The sequence below is a fragment of the Stieleria neptunia genome (genome assembly GCF_007754155.1).
In the GTDB taxonomy this organism is placed as follows: domain Bacteria; phylum Planctomycetota; class Planctomycetia; order Pirellulales; family Pirellulaceae; genus Stieleria; species Stieleria neptunia.
In genome coordinates, this window is record NZ_CP037423.1 from 726,183 (window position 1) to 744,428 (window position 18,246).

General features: G+C 60.0%; 9 protein-coding genes. 7 read left to right on the plus strand and 2 right to left on the minus strand.

Annotated features, from left to right (window positions below):
- Positions 1-75 precede the first annotated feature (75 nt).
- The 4 genes from Enr13x_RS02695 (at position 76) to Enr13x_RS02710 (ending at position 8,061) form a co-directional block, all read left to right on the plus strand.
- Entirely contained in the window at positions 76-1,593 is a 1,518-nt protein-coding gene (locus tag Enr13x_RS02695) for a hypothetical protein (protein WP_145384574.1), read from the plus strand.
- A gap of 186 nt (positions 1,594-1,779) precedes the next feature.
- Positions 1,780-3,327: a Gfo/Idh/MocA family protein gene (locus Enr13x_RS02700; RefSeq protein ID WP_145384575.1), complete on the plus strand. Its 1,548-nt coding sequence runs from the start codon at positions 1,780-1,782 to the stop codon at positions 3,325-3,327.
- Positions 3,328-3,555: 228 nt separating this feature from the next.
- A complete protein-coding gene (locus Enr13x_RS02705) occupies positions 3,556-5,586 on the plus strand; it encodes a protein kinase domain-containing protein (RefSeq protein WP_197455734.1) in 2,031 nt (676 codons plus the stop codon).
- Positions 5,587-5,919: 333 nt separating this feature from the next.
- Positions 5,920-8,061, plus strand: a complete 2,142-nt coding sequence (locus Enr13x_RS02710) for a sodium:solute symporter family protein (RefSeq protein ID WP_145384577.1) — start codon at positions 5,920-5,922, stop codon at positions 8,059-8,061.
- A gap of 126 nt (positions 8,062-8,187) precedes the next feature.
- Here the strand turns inward: Enr13x_RS02710 and Enr13x_RS02715 are convergent, their stop codons facing one another.
- On the minus strand, positions 8,188-9,585 hold the full coding sequence (locus tag Enr13x_RS02715) for a DUF1501 domain-containing protein (RefSeq protein WP_145384578.1): 1,398 nt from the start codon (positions 9,583-9,585) through the stop codon (positions 8,188-8,190).
- Between the two features lie 8 nt (positions 9,586-9,593).
- Positions 9,594-12,551 (minus strand): PSD1 and planctomycete cytochrome C domain-containing protein, encoded by a 2,958-nt coding sequence (locus Enr13x_RS02720; protein WP_145384579.1) that lies wholly within the window; start codon positions 12,549-12,551, stop codon positions 9,594-9,596.
- A gap of 117 nt (positions 12,552-12,668) precedes the next feature.
- Here Enr13x_RS02720 and Enr13x_RS02725 point away from each other — a divergent pair, with 117 nt between their 5' ends.
- The 3 genes from Enr13x_RS02725 to Enr13x_RS02735 all read left to right on the plus strand — a co-directional run bounded on the left by Enr13x_RS02725 (position 12,669) and on the right by Enr13x_RS02735 (position 18,001).
- Positions 12,669-13,547, plus strand: coding sequence for an alpha/beta hydrolase (locus Enr13x_RS02725; protein ID WP_197455735.1), 879 nt, complete (start codon positions 12,669-12,671; stop codon positions 13,545-13,547).
- 348 nt (positions 13,548-13,895) lie between these two features.
- Positions 13,896-16,601 carry a PSD1 and planctomycete cytochrome C domain-containing protein gene (locus tag Enr13x_RS02730; protein ID WP_231744057.1) on the plus strand — a complete coding sequence of 902 codons (2,706 nt, stop codon included), beginning with the start codon at positions 13,896-13,898 and terminating at the stop codon, positions 16,599-16,601.
- 2 nt (positions 16,602-16,603) lie between these two features.
- Positions 16,604-18,001 (plus strand): DUF1501 domain-containing protein, encoded by a 1,398-nt coding sequence (locus tag Enr13x_RS02735; protein ID WP_231744058.1) that lies wholly within the window; start codon positions 16,604-16,606, stop codon positions 17,999-18,001.
- Positions 18,002-18,246 lie beyond the last annotated feature (245 nt).

The following is an 18,246-nucleotide window of genomic DNA, read 5'->3' on the forward strand; positions in this document are numbered from 1 at the left end:
GCAAGTGCGCTGGACTCTCTCGCTGCCAAGGCGGTGCGCTACGCCCGATTCACCCCGATTTTGAGATCCAGCGACATGCGATCGGCCCGGTCGACCTTCATCGTCCTCCTCCTGCTGTTGACCTGCGTTCCTGCCGCGGCGCACGACTACTTTGCGATCAAGGTCGTGGACCAGCAGACCGGACGTGGGGTGCCGATGGTTGAATTAAAAACCGTCAATCACGTCCGCTACTACACCGATTCGGCGGGCGTTGTGGCGTTCGATGAACCGGGATTGATGAACCAGACCGTCTACTTTCACGTTTGGAGTCACGGCTACGAGTTTCCCGAAGACGGTTTCGGCTATCGCGGTACACGATTGGATGTCCGGCCCGGCGGCATGGCGACGCTGAAGATCAAACGGTTGAACATCGCCCGGCGGCTCTATCGCATCACCGGCGCGGGCATCTATCGCGATAGCGTGCTGGTCGGTCATCCCACGCCGATCAAACAACCGGTCTTGAACGGTCAAGTGTTCGGATCGGACAGCGTCGTCAACGCCGTCTACAAAGGGAAACTGCATTGGTTTTGGGGAGACACCCATCGGCCTTCTTATCCGTTGGGCAATTTTGATGTGCCCGGTGCGGTGTCCCAATTGCCACGCGACGGTGGGCTGGATCCGGAAATCGGCGTCGATCTGGAATACTTTGTCGATCGAAACGGATTTGCAAAACCGATGGCCAAGCTTGCTGGAGCAGGGCCGACATGGATCAACGGCTTGGTCACACTCGACGGGGGTACGGACCGTGCCCGGATGTTTGCGGCCTACGTCAAGATCAAGCCACCGCTGACGGTGTATGAACGTGGGCTGGCCGAGTTCAACGATCAAACCCATCGGTTTGAGAAGCTGGAGTCGATTGCGATCGATGCGCCATTGTTTCCCGGCGGACACCCCATCACGCATCAAGACGAGGGGATTCAGTACGTGTACTTCGGTGACCCGTTCCCGTTGGTCCGTGTCCCGGCGACCGCCGAGGCGCTGCGTGACCTGTCGCGGTATGAAGCGTACACTTGTTTGAAACAGGGCAGCCGTGCGGACTCCATTGCGGTGGAACGACGCAACGGTGCTCCCGTTTTTAGTTGGAAGTCGGACACGATCCCCTTCACGCCCATGCTTCAGGATCGACTGATCCGGGAAGGACACCTGGATACGGCCGACGGGTTGTTTCGGCTGGTCGACGAAACGGGAAAACCGGTGACGATGCACCGCGGATCGGTGGCCTGGAACGAACACCGGGGCCGCTGGGTGATGATCGGGGTCCAGCACGCGGGGACGTCGATGTTGGGGGAGGTCTGGTATGCAGATTCGGTGGAACTGACCGGCCCGTGGATCAACGCCAGAAAGATTGTTAGCCACGAACAGTACAGTTTCTACAACCCGAAACAGCATCCGATGTTTGCCAAGCACGACGGGCGGGTGATCTTTTTCGAAGGCACGTACACGGCGACGTTTTCGGGTAACGACGCCCCGACACCCCGCTACGACTACAATCAGATGATGTACAAACTGGATCTAGCGGATCTCGGTTGGGGAGAACGAAGCACCAGCAAGTGAATCGATGCCCGGAGTCGCACGGGTTCCGGTGTGCCCTCGTTTTCGCGTGTGCCCTCGTTCCAAGGCTCTGCCACTCGCCGCATTTTCACTCACGTTCCCCCGTGAAATGGGTTATGATGGTTCACCAAAACTCGCGCCGCGAGATCCATCCCTCCTGAACCCTGCATCCGCTTGGAGTCTATTCAGATGAAACCATTTAGTCGTCGCCAGTTTAACGTCGCATCGGCCGCCTCGCTCGCCGGGCTGGCGACCGCCGTTCACACCAGTTCGGCGGCCAAGGCAGCCGACGGCCCCAACGAAAAACTGGGCGTCGTGGTGGCCGGAGTGAACGGGCGTGGGCAGTCGCACATCGCAGGATTCGGCAATGACCCGCGGGCCGAAGTCCGCGCCATCGTCGAAGTCGACTCCAAGGTCGCCGAGCAACGCGCCGGTTCCATCGAAAAGCGAACGGGGCTGAAGCCGAAGGTGTACCGGGACATCCGTGAAGCGCTCGAGTCCGATGATTATCAAATCGTGACCTGTGCAACACCCAACCATTGGCACGCGTTGATCGGCGTCTGGGCGATGCAAGCCGGGAAAGACGTCTACCTTGAAAAACCGATCAGCCATAACGTCAACGAGGGACGCGCGCTCGTCGCGGCGGCGAAGAAGTACGGCCGGATGTTTCAAACCGGTACGCAATGCCGCAGCAGCAACGGCGTGATCGATCTGGTCAACTTTATCCAGAGCGGCGGGATCGGCGAAGTCAAGCTGGCTCGCGGGCTGTGTTACAAGCGTCGCAAATCGATCGGCCCGCTCGGCGACTATTCGGTTCCCGATTCAATCGACTTCAATCTCTGGAGCGGTCCGGCGACCTACACCGACCCCAAGGTGACTCGTCAACGTTTCCACTACGATTGGCACTGGCAACGCCATTATGGCAACGGCGATTCGGGGAACCAAGGGCCGCACCAAACCGATGTCTCACGCTGGGGCCTTGGTTTGGAACGACACCCCAATTCAATCCTGACCTATGCCGGACGTCTCGGTTATCAAGCCGAACGCAAAGATCCCAGCTATGTCGATGCCGGCGATACCGCCAACACCCAAGTCTCGATCTACGACTACGGCGACAAAACCATCGTTTTCGAAACCCGTGGCTTGAGTGTCGACAATAGCGCCGACGACGAAATCAACACCCTGTTCGGCAGCAACCGGGGTAACAAGATCGGCGTCGTCTTCTACGGCAGCGAAGGTTACGCGATCCAAGGTCCGAATTACGAAAACGGACGCGTCTTTGACCTCAATAAAAAGCCGGTGCGTGAATTCAAGCACAACAGCAAAGAGGATGGTCAGCTCAACGAACTGCACATGAGCAACTTCATCGATGCGGTGGTTTCACGCGACGGATCCAAGCTGAACGCCGATGCGATGTGCGGTCACCTGTCCGCTTCGATCGCGCACCTGGGCAACATCTCCTACTATGTTGGTCAGGAAAACCGCGTCAGTCCCGACGAGATTGCCGGAGCCGTCGAAGCGTTCGGTTCATCCGACGACGATTCGGCGACGCTGCAACGGACGCTGCGTCACCTCCGCGACAATGGTGTGAAACCCGAAACCGAACAGTTGTCGCTCGGTCCGGTGCTGAAGTTCGATCCGGTCAGCGAACGCTTTGCCGACAACGACGCCGCCAACGCGATGCTGACGCGTCAGTATCGCGACGGATTCGTCGTCCCAGATCCCAGCAAGGTCTGATCCGAGAGGCGCGGGCTACCAATGTGGGATAGGCTTCCAGCCTGTCAATTCTGGAGTCGACAGGCTGGAAGCTTATCCCACTGCAGTGGACGACAGGCTGGAAGCCTATCCCACTGGGGACGATCGGCTTTTTCCGTAACACCCGCGAATGCTGTCCGCTTGGTCCATCGTACGGGAGCGTTTTTCGACGCTCATTTACCCAAAACCGACGATTGCAGGCCCGGCGATATGGTCATTCTCCAACAAGGCGACGAGCCGATTCCGGGCTACTTCTTGGCTGAAAAGCTCGGCGAAGGCTCGTTCGGCGTGGTGTGGGCGGCCGATGGACCCGGCGAAACCCGCGTCGCGCTCAAGTTTCTTGATCTGCACCAGGCCGGCGGTGCCAAAGAATTCGAGTCGATCTCGGCCATCAAAAACGTCCGCCATCCCAATTTGTTGCCGATCACCGGTTACTGGCTGTTGGATCGGGCGGGAAAGCCGATCCGTGATGGCCAAACGAACCGGTTTCGCATGACGCCCTGCGAACCGGCGACCCTGGTGATTGCCATGGTGGTCGGCGAGAAAAGCCTGGACGACGTGCTGCAAGACTATCGATCGCGGGGCCAAGCGGGGATTCCCCTGGCCGAGCTGCTCGACTACGTGGAAGACGCGGCCCGCGGATTGGATTTTCTCAATGCGCCGCGTCACGATCTCGGCGACGGGAGGCGGGTGTCGATTGCCCATCGCGACATCAAACCCGACAACATCTTGCTGGTTGGTGACGCCGCAGTGCTCTGCGATTTTGGTGTCGCCCGGCCTTGCTATGCCGATTCGATCCGCTCGACGGGCATGATCGGTTCACCCGCCTTCATTTCACCGGAAAGCATCGCAGGGCATGGTTCGGTCGCCAGTGACCAGTACTCCCTGGCGCTGACCTATTACTACCTCCGCACCGGCGACCATTCGGTTCAGGCGATCAATCAAGCCACGGCGATCCATTGCCACGTCAGCGGCGAGCTGGATTTTTCCAAGGTCGGTGTCGCCGAACAAAGGGTGCTCGAGCGGGCCACCAGTCTGGACGCAACGGCGCGGTTTGATTCCTGTCGCCAAATGGTTCGCGCTTTGAATCAGGCCGTCGCCCAATCGTCTCCCCTGGCGACCGCGGATCCGGGGTGCGTCGGTGGCAACCCCGACGCGATTGCCACCGCGATCGATCCGCGATTTCAGTCGACGACGGCGGCCGAGGGGAACGAATTCGCAGCGGTGTCGCCGTCGCCGGGTTCGCACGTCGGACGGACGGGTTCCTGGCGGAAACGAAAGACGGGCACGCGTCGACGCTCCCGCCGCTTGATCGCGTCGGCCGCCATGATCGCATTCGCAGCCCTCTCGGTGCAATTTGTTTCGCGCGGCCCCCAAGTGCAAGGTCAACCAGACACGCACGCCAAGCTGTCGATCGCCATTGAACATCCGCCGGCCGACGCCAATCCCCAAGCCTCCGTTCCGGTCGATGAACCCGAGACGGCCGATGTGGTTCCCGTCAACGACCGCGTTGCCCTTTCCACGGTGCCTGTCTTGAACGAGCGCCCCGAGGCGACGTCGCCGAAACCACCTGTTCCCGTCATCGTCGAATCCGTTGCGGAGCAGAGCGCGGACAGTGACCCGGCGATCATCCAGTTCGTTGGCCAAGTCACGCCTGTGTCGGCCGATGTCATCCCAGCCACCGCGTCCGACGCTGTGGTCGAGCCCGTGCCAGAAACCGTTGCTCCCGCCACGGCGCCCGAACCCGTGGCCGAGGAAGGTCGATCAATCGTCGCCCTTGAGAAGCTCGGCGGGACGTTCACTCGCGATCAGACGGAATTGGATTTGTCAGGAACCAAGGTGACAAACGCTGACTTGTCCCAGCTGCGGTTCGTGCCGTCACTGATTTCATTGTCGTTGGAAAATACCGCGATCGACGACGAAGGCTTGGCGGAGATCGCCGAGCATCAACCCATGCTTGAGCAACTGTTTCTCTCGCAGACGAAAGTGACGGACTCGGGGCTGGAGCACCTGGGGCGGCTTGGCGACTTGGTCTGTTTAGATCTTGCCGGTTGCAAAATCAGTGACGCCGGGTTGGTGCATTTGCAATCGCTAGAAGGATTGAAAGCCGTCGGACTGAAATCCACGCGAGTTTCCCGCACCGGGATGAATCGATTGAGCGAAGCCTTGTCACACCGGGCTGTGATTCAAGGCCCCGAGTTCAGCCTATTGGGCGGCAAGCGATTCGATGTGATGCACTGACCGTTGAGATGCACTGATCGTTGAGATGCACTGATCGTTGAGATGCATTGACCGTTGAGATGCATTGACCGTTGAGATGCATTGACCGTTCGATCTCCCCTCGCTTCGCTTGACCCTGCTGCCAGGAGGGTGAGTTTGAAAACTGCACGACGTCCGGCATGCCGGCGCCGGCAAAATACGTTGGGATCCGCTTACCGATGCGCACCGCTGTATCGGAAGAGTGTATTCTGTGGAGCCCCTTCGAATGGATCTGTTGCTGGCCCGCGAGACGTGACGACGTCATGCTTCGCACCGCAGTGCCGGGTCTGGAAAACGCCCACCTGAGTAGAACTGATGACCTGGATCGATTACGTCGTTGTTGCCGTTTACTTCATCGTGATGATCGCCATCGGATTGTGGGCGATGGGGCGTGTCAAAGGGCAAGAAGACTACTTCATGGGCGGGCGTGGGTTCGGCAAGTTGTTACAAACCTTTGCCGCCTTCGGCGCCGGGACGGGGGCGCACGAACCGATCCAGGTCGGGCGGACCGGATGGACCAGCGGGCTCAGCGGCGTGTGGTCGGCGCTGATGTGGTTGTTCGTCACCCCGGTCTATTGGATCACCGCGGTGTGGTATCGGCGGATGCGGCACTTGACGCTCGGGGACTGGTTCGTCGAGCGTTACGAGTCCAAAGCATTGGGCGCCGCCTACGCCGTCTTTGCGATCATTTTCTACATGTTCTATCTGTCGACGATGTTGTCGGCGATCGCAAAATTCGCGGTGCCACTGATGGGGATCGATCAGATCGCGGGATTGGATCTGAAGTACGTTTTGATTCCCGGGTTGGCCGGGATTGTGATCGTCTACGGTGTGTTGGGCGGGCTGACGGCGGCTTATTGGACCGACTTGATCCAAGGGATTTTCATCATCCTGTTGAGCGTCTTGTTGATTCCCTATGGGCTATGGGCGTTGGTCAAAGAATTCGGCGACCCGTCGACGCAGGGGTTCATGGACGGATTCACGATCATGCACGAGCGTGTTTCGTCGGACTATTTCAGCCTGTTTACTGGACCGAGTGCGGGCGAGTTTCCGCTGCAGTACATCGTGGCACTGACGTTGCTCGCTCTGGTCGGGATCGTCGTCCAGCCGCACTTCATCGCGACCGGTGGCGGATCGGCAAAAAGTGAAAACGAAGCACGAATCGGTCTGGTGGTCGGCAACTTTCTCAAACGGCTCTGCACCGTCGGTTGGGCGATCACGGCGCTGATCGCCCTGGCGCTGTTGGCCGGCCGCCCCGAGCTGGCCGTGGATCCCGATCTGGTGTGGGGAATCGCGGCGCGCGAAATTCTGGGCCCGCTGAATCTGGGGCTGGTCGGTCTGATGCTGGCCTGCCTGATGGCCGCGATGATGAGTTCGGCCGACACGTACATGATTGTCAGTTCCGCGCTGATCACCCGCAACCTGTATGCGGCCTACGTGAATCCGTCGGCGACGGACCGTGAAAGTGTGAAAGTGGCCCGCGTGACGGGGCTGGCCATCATCGTGGGAGCGTCGGTCGTGGCGATCACGATGGCAAACGTGTTCGCCCAGTTTACGTTCGCGATCGAGTTGCCGATTCTGTTTGCCGCCCCGTTTTGGATCGGCATGTTTTGGCGCCGCGCCAATGCCACCGCGGTGTGGATTACGATCGTGTTTTCGGCGCTGTTCTTTTTTATCCTGCCGCTGGTGATTCCAATGCTCTCGCCCGAGATGCGGACCGATCCGGCCTGGACGACCACAACCAACCGCATCGTCAAGTCGATCAAACGCACGGCGACGCCGGCCGATGTCGCCCGGCATGAAGCATGGGGCGAAGCGATGGAACAGGCCAAGGATGATAAAAAGTTACGCGAGAAGATCGGCGCAGAACCGCCGCAATGCGAGGCCGGAGATCCGATTGAAGTCATCTTGGTTTCCGGCGACAAGTCGATTTTTTGGAGCGGCGGTGTGAAGCCGGTCGGTGAAGAGTCGTTGGAGATGATCAGCACGGTCCGAGACGGTGACGCATCGATCTTGACGCAGCGACGGACGGGCCAGTTGCAGGGCGAGGGACAATTCAAACTCGATTTCTTGCTTTATCACTACATCGGCGTCGATCTGGCGAATGTCTCCAAAGCGACGCTGGAAACTCTGCGGTTGCCGACCCGCGTCCTGTTGCCGTTCCTGGTGCTGATCGTGGCCAGTTTCCTGACGCCCCGTACGAGTGAGTCGGTGTTGGATCGCTATTACGCCAAGATGAAAACGGAAGTGGATCCCGACCCGGAAACCGATCGGCGAAACCTGGAACAGTCGTACAACGATCCGAAACGGTTCGAAGACCGCAGGCTGTTTCCCGGCACAGACATCGAAGCGCTGCGACCGCGCAAGTCTGACGTGTATGGATTCGCCATCTCCGTCGCGGTTTGCTTCGTGGTCATCGCGCTGCTGGTCTGGCTGGCCGGCATCGGCGCCGCATAGGTTAGTACGATGGCCCTTCTGGGCCGTCGCCGTTGCTGCGAAGCAGCGACGGGAAATCGCCTCAAGGCCAATACCGCCGCTCACCCTCTGCGAGATCGTCGATCTAGCGGACGACAGGCTGGAAGCCTATCCCACAGAACTCCCAAACACTTCTCCCACCGCCTCGCCTCCGAACACCGTCGGCACTTCATCGCGGCCGTGGTGATTATAGGTCAAACGGTTGGCGTCGATCCCCAACGCGTGCAGGATGGTCGCGTGAAAGTCGTGGGGTGACACCGGTCGCTCGGTCGCCACGTAGCCCAGCGGATCGGTCGCGCCGATGACCCGCCCGCCCTGGACCCCGCCGCCGGCCATCCAAATCGAGTACCCAGCCGGAGAATGATCGCGGCCTTTGCCCCGGCCTTCCATCGTCGGCGTCCGTCCGAATTCGCCGGCCCAGACAACCAACGTCGATTGCAGCAAACCGCGTTGTTTGAGGTCCGCCAGCAGCCCGGCGATCGGAACGTCGGTCCGCGAAGCCATTTTGGTGTGGTTGCCCTTGATGTTGCCGTGCGCGTCCCAGCCGCCGACACGGACTTGCACGAACCGCACGCCCCGTTGGACCATCCGTCGGGCCAGCAAACACGCCCGGCCGACGGTTTTGCCTTGTGGATGATCCAAACCATACAGCTCTCGCGTCTGCTGCGTTTCTTTGGCGAGGTCAAACAAATCCGGGGCCGACGTTTGCATTTGAAACGCGGTTTCATAGGAATCCAGTCGCGCCCGCAGTTCGCTTTGCCCTCCGGATTGATCCAGATGCCGTTGGTTGAACCAACGAATTAATTCCAATTGGTCGCGGCGCTGTGGTTGGGACGTCTGTTCCGGCATGGTCACATGTCGGATCCCTTTTGCCGGGTCGACGATGGTGCCTTGGAACCCTGAGGGCAAAAATCCCGATCCCCATCCGGCACCTTGGGGAAACTGCATGCCGTCGGTGTGCAGGTTCATTCCGATGAAGGCGGGCAGCGTCTCGTTGGCCGTTCCCAAACCATACAGCGACCAACTGCCGATGCTGGGGCGGTCGCCGGCGGCGGTACCCGTCAGCGCGACGCATTCGCCGGGGCCGTGCACCGGATTGTTGTGTTGCATCGATCGGATGACACACAAATCGTCGACGTGTTCCGCCGTTTTGGGCAGCAAGTCAGAAACCGGAATGCCGCTTTCGCCGTACGGTTTGAACGACCACGGCGATCCCATCAAGTTTTTCAGCCCGGCTCGTTTGATTTTTGGAATCGTGTCGGCAATGCTCTCGGGGACGTCCTTGCCCGCCAACCGGTCCAGATCCGGTTTGGGGTCAAACGTGTCGACTTGGCTGGGGCCGCCGGACATGAACAAAAAGATCACGCTTGATGCCGTGGCGGTGTGGTGCGTCGTGCCTGCTCCTTCCGCTTCGGCGTGACGCAACAGTTGCAGCGCCATCGCACCGGCACCGAGGCCGCCGCCGTACAGGAATCGTCTGCGATCGATCCAATGGTTTGAGGTCATGCGTCTCTCTAGTTCACGTACAGAAATTCGCTCAAGTTCAGGATGACCAGGCACAACGATTCGAGCGAATGATCGCGCAGGTACTGTGTCATCTTTTCAGCTTCTTCCTCGGACGCGTCTCGACCGAGCGCCAGTCGCAGCGCGGTCGCGGCGTATTGGTCTTCCCTGGCCGTGTTGCGGACGCGCTCGGCAAAGTGGTGGCTGATCGTATTCATGAAGTCGCTGTTGAGCAGGTACAGCGGCTGCAGCGAGACGGTCGACACGCGTCGCAGCGAACAGGTTGTCACGGCCGCAGGGCTATCGAACAGCGTCAACGATTCTGCGATCCGTTCGCGTTGCTGTGGCAGGTAGACGCTCCGCCGGTAGCCGTCTTCGGCATCATCGTCACCCACGCTCGGGCCTCCCACCGTCGTGTCCAGTCGGCCGGCGACGGACAACGCCGAATCGCGAATCGCCTCGGATTCCAGTCGTCGCGGGGGCCAGCGCCAAAGCGATTGGCAATCGGGGTCCAAGTCATGATTGCGTTGTGAAAACGCCGCCGATTGTCGATAGGTGCTCGAACGCAGGATCAGGCGATGGATGTGCCGCGTGCTCCAGCCGCTGGCGACCAATTCGTCGGCCAGCCAATCGAGCAGTTCGGGATGCGTCGGTGAAGCGCCTTGGGTCCCAAAGTCGCCCGAGGTGGCAACGATCCCGGTGCCAAAATGCCACTGCCAAATCCGATTGACCCACACACGTGCGGTCAACGGATTGTCCGGGGACGCGATCCAGTCGGCCAAATCGGTCCGTGAAGTCACCTCGTCGGGCGTCGGTCCAAAAACCGCCGGCCAGCCGGCGCGAACTTCCGGGCCGATCGACTTGGCATCGCCACGCAACCGCAGATAGGTTTTCATTTCCGCGACCGATCGGAGATCACGCGGCAAGGGCCAACGCATTTCGTGGGGCGCGACGGTCACGTCCGAATCGCCACCGCTCCAGCCCCAGACTTGTGGGATCGACGCGATCGCGGAATCGAGTGCGGAAAACGCTTTGCGCTCCTGGGCATTCATTCCGCCGATCACCGACTTGGGGATCACCAAGACGGGTTCGGGGACGCCGGCACGACGCTTCTGGGCGACCATTCGCGCGTGAACGGAATCGAACAATTGCCAACGCGCGTTGACCCACGATTCCGTTTCGGCGGGGGCATCGGCCAGCAACAGGTTGCCGGGTTGCCCGCGCGTAAAAAACGCTTGCAATCGGTAGTAGTCGCGAATCGTAAACGGGTCGAACTTGTGCGTGTGACACTGGGCACATTCCAGCGTGACGCCCAAGAATGTTTTTGCCGTGGTGTTGACCACGTCCACCAAAATGTCTTGACGTTGAATTTCTTTGTCCAGCTCATTGCCGCTGTATCGGGCGGCGGCCAGGAAACCCGTCGCTTCCAAACAACGCGACTCCTCCGGCAATTCGTCGCCGGCAAGTTGCTCCCGAATGAACTGGTCGTACGGTTTGTCGTCTTGGAAACTTTGGATCACATAGTCACGGTAACGCCAGGCGTATGGCCGTGGTCGGTTGTGTTGATGACCGTTGCTCTCGGCCCATCTGGCCAGATCCAACCAGTATCGTCCCCAACGCTCGGCATAGGCCGGTGAACACAGCAATTGATCGATCCAGCGATCGAGTGCTTCGTGACTGGCTGCTTGTTCCAACCCCGGAAACGCCGAGGGTGGAAGCCCCGTCAGGTCCAATGCAATTCGACGTTGCAGCGTCGGCCACGAAGCCGTTTCCGTCGCCGTGATGCCCAGGTCCTGTTGGTTGCTGGCGAGGAACGCATCAATGGGTGTCCGCAATGGCCGAGTTGTCGCGACCGCAGGAATCTCGGGGCGATCGACGCGTTGCAGCGCCCAGTGATCCGTCTGCATCGCGGGCGTCGGCAACAACTGATGGTCCCAGACGACGCCTTCATCGATCCAATCACGTAGCACGCGGATTTCGTCCGCACTCAGTTGCGTGTGGTCATCACCTGGCGGAGGCATCTGCTTTGCCGGATCGGACGATTCGATCAACGCAATCAGATGGCTGGCATCGGCATCGCGAGGCGACAAGTGATTCAAGACCTCGTCGTAATGGTCCAGTCGCAATCCGGATTCCGGTTCGTCGCCGCCGTGGCACCCGAAACAATGTTGTCGGAGAACCGGATAGACCTCGGTGCGAAAATTGACGGTTGCGGTGAGTGTCGGCGCCGTCGTCGGATTCGTCGCCGGCGGCTTGGTCGTCGGCGTTGGGGCAACCCGGGCGGGCAACCCGAAGGATTCCATCCAGGTCGTCGCCAGCGATAGCTCGGAAACCAAAATTCGATCGTCACGTTCGGTCTTCATCCCCGTCGCGAATCCGATCCAGCCGATCGAGTCAATCGCGTTTTTCGCGGAGACCTCGATGGCGGGCGTTCCCGCATCGGTGATTTCGGGATCGATCCAGACGCTCAATCGGTCATACGGTAGTCCGCTGCCCGATTGCGATCGCGAGACTTTGGCCAGGATGGTGTAAACGCGATCGCCTTGCAGCTGGGTCTCGGAAAAATGCTGCGACGTCGACGTGTAGCGTGCCATGAAGGCGTTCTTGTCCTGGTCGACATGCAGCCCGATGTTCGGCACACCGCCGTTGTGCCCCGCCGCGTCGCCTCCGTCCTGTTCGTCGAGCCACAGAACCAGAAACTCTCCGTTTCCGTTTGGGGGTGTGTCGATGCTGGACGAATCGTAGCGGAGCTGAAAACGAACCAGCAGTTGGTCGCCATCAAAGGGTACACGGAGCTGTCGTCGGAGCGGATTGTTTCGCCCTCCGGTCCCGCGGATTTCAAACCACTGCGCCGTCCCTCCCGAACGCGATCGTGTCCAATCGCCCGACCAGCCGACCGGATTCCCGGCCTGGACCGGCGCGTCGTGCCATGTGCAGGTGAGTAGCAATGCGATTGCAAGAAAACGCATTTTGTTGAATCAGCGGTGGGCGAATGACTGGGGGGGATCCGCTAGTATAGCCAATTCCAAATCACCATGTTTATGAATCTGGTTTGTTCCACCATCGCTACCCGTCCGGAAACTTTCATGCGAATTGCCTGTCCGATGCGATCGCGGATCTTGTCGATGATGCTGATCGCTTGCTGCCTCAGCGTCTGCTTGATCCGTCCCGCGCGAGCCGACGACTTCACGGTCGTGAAGGGATTGGCGTTCAGCGAAACCGTCCCCGCGCTGACACTGGATCTGTACCTTCCCAAGGCGTCTGCCGATCCGTCGCCCTGTGTCATCGTCATTCAAGGCGGCGGCTTTCGTCCGCAGAACGGACAGCGATTCAAACCCTTTGCCGAACACCTGGCGAAGCACGGATTTACAGCTGCGTTGATCTCGTATCGCGGAAGTCCCGACCATCGGTTTCGCGATACCTTGGCCGACGTGAAAGCCTCCGTCCGATTCGTCCGCAACGTGGCCGAGAAATATCAAATCGATGCCGACCGGATCGGCGCAGCGGGCCGGTCGGCCGGCGGTACGCTCGCCGCGCTGTTGGCGGTCACCGGCGACCACGACGATCCCGACAGCCGCATCCAAGCCGCCGTCTGTTTCGCCGGCGTGTTCGATTTTGTGAGTCGGTTCACGAAACAGGAACAGTTGGAGATTCAACCGAACGCGAAGAAAAAACGGAAAACCAACGGAGAGTGGATCGGCCCCGAGTTTTCACCCGAGGATCCGCAATGGTTGGCCGCTTCGGCGATCACACACGTCGATCCGAGTGATCCACCGATCCTGCTGCTGCACTCCCGCGACGATTCCACCGTGCCCTGGTTTCAGTCACGCGACATGCACCGCGCGATGACCGAGGCCGGCGTCGATGCCGAGATCCGGGTCTATGAAACGGGAGGCCACTCGGTGTCGCCCAAAGACAGAAACTCACTCGACGACATGGTCGAATTTTTTCAAAAGCGACTCTGAACATCACCCCAGCGGGACGCGTCACAGCTTGTCGATTGAATCGGGATCTGCGGAGTCCATGGTGAGCCGCTGGCCGTCAGGCCTCGGGCGGGCGCCGAAATGCCCGGCCGCTTACGCGTCGCGGCTCACTCAATCGACAGCCCGGTCAGCGAGCGGCGCGTGTTGGACGCACCACCCGCACGCGCCACTGGCTCACGCCACGTGCTGAGATGTGGGATTCCGCTCGTGCTTTTCCCCCCTGCACACCAAGGGCTCCAGCCTCGGGGGCGGGGACGGGATTTGGGGTACAATGCTCGGTGCATCATTTCAAATCCGAACTCTCAAATTTGAGATCGCCCGTTTGGGTAAATGTCCATGAGGACCATCGTCGCCATCATCTTGCTCCCGTTGTGGATCCTACCACCGCTCGTCGCCAGCGATGACGTCACCGAAGGTGAAAAATTGTTTGCGTTGAAGGTCAAACCGCTGCTCGCCGAGAAGTGCTTGGCCTGCCATGGGGCAGAACCCGATGACATCCAAGGCGGACTGGATCTACGGACGCGAGAAACCGTGATCGCCGGCGGTGACTCGTTCGAGGATGAAGTGCTGATCCCCGGCAAGGGCGATGCGAGTTACCTCTATCGGACCGCCAGCCGATCGGAGGAAGGCTATGAAATGCCTCCCAAGGAAGCCGACCAGCTGACCGAAGCCCAGACATGGTGGATTCGTGATTGGATCGATGCGGGGGCGCCGTGGCCGGATGAAGATCGCGTCGCATTGATTCAGCAGCGATACGCCGAAGGCGAGCAGGTGGCAACATCCAAGGCGCTGTCGGACGATTGGCAGAACCGGCGCTATGAACCCCAGAAACTATGGTCCTATCGGCCGCTGCAGCACGTCGACGTGCCCGCCGGCAAACACCCGGTGGACTGGTTCATCGACCAGAAACTGGCCGCGGCAGAACTCGCGCCCGCACCGCCAGCCCGTGCCGGCGAGCTGGTGCGGCGGATGAGTTTTGGTTTGACCGGGTTGCCCCCCACGCCCGCGGACGTCAAACGCTTTACCCGCGAGTACGCCAAGAACCACGAGGGGGCCGTGCGTGCGTTCGCGCAGCAATTGATGGCGTCGCCCCACTACGGCGAACACTTCGGTCTGCGTTGGTTGGACGTCGTTCGTTACGCCGACACCGCCGGGTTTGCAAACGATTACAGCCGCCCCAACGCCTGGCGCTACCGCGACTATGTTGTGCGAGCTTTCAACGACGACAAACCCTACAACGAATTCATCAAGCAACAAATCGCCGGGGATGAGATCGACCCCGATGATCCAGAGAATTTGATCGCGACGGGTTTTTTGCGGATGGGGCCGTGGGAACAGACCGGCATGAGCGTGTTCAAGGAGACACGTCAGCAATGGCTCGACGACATCACCGATTCGGTCGGCCAAACGTTTCTCGCCCACGCCTTGCAGTGTGCCAAGTGTCACGATCATAAATTCGACCCCGTGCCCACCCGTGACTACTACAGCATGATGGCGGTGTTTTCGACGACCCAGTTCGCCGAACGGGATGCACCGTTCCTGGAGGTGGAAAACAAGGCGGGTTTCGAGGCGTCCGACGATTGGGTCCAAGCCAAAGTCGACGACTACCAGCAACAGAAAAAGGAACTCAATCAGAAAGTCGCCAAGGCGCGCAAGCAGGAGACCGGCGATGCGAAGGTCGGCGACAACGGGCTGGATCCCGGCGACGAAGCATCGTTGGCCAGGATGTCAAAAAACATCGCGCGGCACAGTTGGGAACTCGACCGCACCCGGCCGATCGCCTTTGCCGTCTACACCGGAAAGACGATCCAACGCAACAATGTCGGAAATCGGATCGCGTTGCCCGAGAACCCTTGGACCAAGGGGCAACTCGAAACCGACGCCATCCTGGCCGGCGGCAACGTCTATTCACCGACCGAACCGGTCCAACCGGGACCACTCAGCGCGGCGGTCGCGCTCGGGCAGATGCTGCCCCCTTCGTTTCCCGCCGGCAAGGGGAAACGCCGATTGGCGTTGGCACGGTGGATCGCCGCCGAGGACAATCCATTGACCGCCCGCGTGATCGTCAACCGCGTCTGGTCGTGGCACTTCGGCAAAGGGCTGGCCGGCAACCCGAACAACTTCGGCGGCACCGGGGCCTTGCCGACGCACCCACAGTTGCTGGACCACCTGGCACGCCGGTTCATGGATCACGGTTGGAGTATCAAAAAGCTGAATGAGCTGATCGTCACCTCCCAGGCCTATCGCCGCAGCACCCGCCATCCGCACCCCGAACGGCAAGCCGCTCGTGATCCCAAGCTGAATCTTTACGCCTCGTTCTTACCGCGTCGATTGACCGCCGAAGAGCTTCGCGATGCCATGTTAGTCGCCAGCGGTGAACTCAACCGCAGCGTCGGCGGGATTCCGGCGCGGCCGGACGTGAACTTGGAAGTCGCTTTCCAGCCACGCCAAATCATGGGCGGGGCGGCTTCGGTGTATGAGCCCGATCCGACTCCCCGGCAACGCAACCGCCGCAGCCTGTACGCCGAGAAGATTCGCGGGCTGAGGGATCCGTTCTTCGAGTCCTTCAACCAACCCGGTCCGGACAAGTCCTGTGAGTTGCGGGAGACGTCGACGGTCGCACCCCAGGCGTTGACGCTGCTCAATTCCGAAGAGGTCTTTGACCGATCGATCGGGTTTGCCAAACGCCTGGTTGATGAACAGCTCGCTGACGACGCCACGATCGAACGCGCGTTTCAATGGGCGTTGGGGCGTTCGCCGACCGCTGAGGAACGTTCGCTGTGTCTGGATCAATGGAACGACGCGACCGCTGAAGAGTCGGCGCGATCCTACGAAGCCAAAACGTGGCCGGATCAGATCGAGCGGACGGTGATGGCGGAAAAGACGGGACAACCCTACGACTTCATCGAAACCATGCCGGCTTACACCCATTACCAGCCGGACCTTCAGCCCGCCGACGTCGACGCGAAAACGCGCGGACTGGCGCACGTCTGTTTGGTGATTTTTAATCTGAACGAATTTGCCTACCTGGACTGATCATGGCTGCTCACTATCCACATCGACTGGCGATGCCGACCCGCCGCGAGGCTTTGTATGGGCTCGGCGCGGGACTCGGTTCGGTCGCGCTGACATCGCTGCTGCAAGCCGATGAGTCGGGACAGACTCATCATCCGGCCAAGGCCAAGCGCTGCATCTTTTTGATGATGGAAGGCGGGCCGTCGCATCTGGACACGTTCGATCCGAAACCCGAGCTGACCAAGCAGCATCTCAAAGCGTTCACCCGCAGCGGCGAGATGGAAAGTGCGATGTCGTCGGGAAAACGCTACTTCGTCAAAAGCCCCTTCCAATTCACCAAGGCGGGCGAGTGTGGCGCGGACATTTGCACCGAGTGGAAACACTTGAGCCAGATGGTCGATGACATCTGCTTCTATCGCGGGGCGCAAGTCGAATCGGTCAACCACCCGACGGCCTGCTACCAGCTCAATACCGGCAATCAGTTCGGCGGCGATCCCGCAGTGGGCGCCTGGGTGACCTACGGCTTGGGCACGATGAACAAGAACCTGCCCGGATTTGTGGTCCTGCCGCGATCGAGCTATCCGCAGGGCGGCGCGGGGAATTGGTCCAACGGATTCCTGCCCGCCAAGTTTCAAGGCACGCCGCTACGGCCCGAAGGCAGTCCGATTCTGAATTTGAACCCGCCGGCAGCGGTGTCGCCTCAGCGGCAGCGCGAAAATCTTAATCTGTTGGGGCAGCTCAACAGCCAACACCTCGCCACGCGACCCGGCCGGGGTGAGTTGGAAGCGCGAATCGCCAGCTATGAATTGGCCTACCGGATGCAGACCGAAGTCCCCGGCGTGCTGGATTTGGAGGGCGAGTCACAATCGACACTCGATGCCTACGGGGTGGGAGAAGCGGCGACGGATTCGTTTGCGAGAAAATGTTTGTTGGCCCGGCGGTTGGTCGAAAGCGGTGTGCGATTTGTTCAAGCCTATGCCGGAAACTGGGACAGCCACGACTACATCGAAAAAGCCCACGGGGCGTTGATTCGCTCGGTCGACAAACCCATCGCGGCGCTGTTGCGAGATTTAAAGCAGCGCGACATGCTCAAGGACACGCTGGTGATCTGGTGCGGTGAATTCGGCCGCACACCCGACAACGGGCTGCGCGGCGGGGGGCAGTCCTACGGCCGTGATCACAACGCCAAAGCGATGGCGATGTGGTTCGCCGGCGGCGGGACAAACGCCGGTCACACGATCGGAGCGACCGACGAGATCGGTGCTAACGCCGTCGAGTGCGTGCACCACATTCGCGACGTGCACGTCACGCTGTTGCATCTGCTCGGGCTGGACGACAACCGGCTGACCTACTTCCACGCCGGCCGCCACAAACAACTCTCCCAATTCGGCGGCCAGCTGATCAAGGAATTGCTGGGTTAGATCAAAAAGGGGAAAGGGGTTTTATTGAAAAGGGGAAAGGGGTTTTATTTTATCTCGTTGTTCGACGCGATCAAATGAGCAAGAACGTTGGTCAAAAAATTGGTTGGTCAAAAAATAAGAAAAGAGATGCAGCACACGAGTACGAGTGAATCAATGGGAGGCAACGGCGAAGGCCGTGCTGAACCGCAATTGTCGATTCATTGTCTCGTTGGGGTTCCCGATGAATAATATCTGCCTCCACCTGA